The sequence below is a fragment of the Salinisphaera hydrothermalis C41B8 genome (genome assembly GCF_000732535.1).
Lineage (GTDB): Bacteria > Pseudomonadota > Gammaproteobacteria > Nevskiales > Salinisphaeraceae > Salinisphaera > Salinisphaera hydrothermalis.
Genome location: NZ_APNK01000079.1, coordinates 1 through 1,616 on the forward strand (window position 1 = coordinate 1; position 1,616 = coordinate 1,616).

Here is a 1,616-nt window from a genome sequence, read left to right on the forward strand (position 1 = left end):
TAGCGCCGCTTGGTAAGCGACGGTCATGCGCTCGGCCAATAGACGCGGTTGCATTGGCAGTGCACTGCCAGATTGAATCGCACTGATTGCGAAATGGATATCGTCGAAGGCTTGGTCGAGAGTACGGTCGAGACCGTGCACAGCGCGCGACTGCGCCATGAAGGTGTCACCGAAGTAAGGATCGCTTTTTAGACATCGCACGACGTCGAGGGCCGCCACGTTGCCTGGTCCTTCCCATATCGCATTCAGAGGTGCATCTCGGTAGTAACGTGCAAGAAGGGCCTCCTCGACGTAGCCGTTGCCGCCCAGGCATTCGAGCGCTTCGTTGATTTGGCCGGGTGCACGTTTGCAGATCCAAAACTTGGCCAGTGCGGTGAGCAAACGCGCGAGCGCGTGATTCTTATCGTCGAAGGTCTGCGCAATGTGCAACATCAATGTGGTTGCGGCCTCGGATTCCAGCGCGAGGTCTGCGAGCACGCTCTCCATTACAGGCTGATCGCATAAACGCTTACCGAGAACATGGCGATGGCGCGTATGGTGTATGGCCTGTACCAAGGCGACCCGCATCAAGGCTGCGGCGGCCATCACGCATTCAAAACGCCCAAGATTGATCATCGACATGATCATCTGAAGACCGTCGCCGGAATGGCCGATCAGATGTGCTTGCACACCATCGAACTCGATTTCGGCCGAAGGTAGCGAGCGCGTCCCCATTTTGCGCTTGAGGCGTTGCACGTGAAAACCAGGATCGCCGCTTTCGAAAAGGAAGCAAGACAAGCCGGCTTCAGTGCGTGCGAGTGTGATGAACACGTCACACGGTGGGTATGAACAGAACCATTTGTGGCCTGTTAGCACGAACGTGCCGTCGCCGACGTTCTCTGCATGCGTACTGTTCCGCCAGAGATCGGTTCCGCCCTGCTTTTCAGTCGTTGTGATGCCAGCCAATGCACCGTGAGCAAATGAGTCGGACACGAGTTGCTCGTACCATCGCTCGGCTAAGGCTGGGTGACTAGCTACTAGGCCAATCGCCGACAACGTAGTCGATAGCGGCGTCATGACGCCCATGTCGAGCTGTGCCCATAGATAGGCCAGACTCGCACGAACGGTATGTGCGCCAGGTTGGCTTGTCTGCCAGGGCAGCGCATGGATACCGTGTTGATGGCCCTGATCGAGCAGCCAGTACCAGGAGGGGTCGAGTTCAATGTGATCGATTCTCGAACCGAATCGATCATGCGTTTCCAGGTAGGGCTCGTTGCGCTCTGCGCGTGCGGCATGCTCGGCAGCAACTTTTGATCCGGCGATACGCGACAGCGCGCAACAGCGCTTGTGCCCCCACTCGCCAGCAGTTTGAGTCACCACGTCGTGCAGCACCTGATCCAGTGCGTACGGGTCATAGGGGTAGAGCTCTGACGGCTGATTTTCTACCGTATGCGTGGCGTAAGGCATGTGATTCCGTCCAGCGCTTACCGCTATGAGCGCTGCGTGCTGGCAGGCTCGAACGCGACGATCGTGCCTTGTGCGGTTGCGCAAAGTGTGTCTGCCTTACCTTCAGAGATGGCATAGACATCGCAGCGGCAAACCGCCTGCCGCTTCCCGACGTAGACGACGCTGCCGCG

The 1,616-nt window shown here is 58.0% G+C and carries 1 protein-coding gene; it reads right to left on the reverse strand.

The features are described from left to right. Nucleotides 1-1,446 (reverse strand): acyl-CoA dehydrogenase family protein (locus C41B8_RS20605; RefSeq protein WP_037341988.1); only part of this gene is annotated, 1,446 nt, incomplete at its 3' end. Between the last annotated feature and the right edge of the window lie 170 nt (nucleotides 1,447-1,616).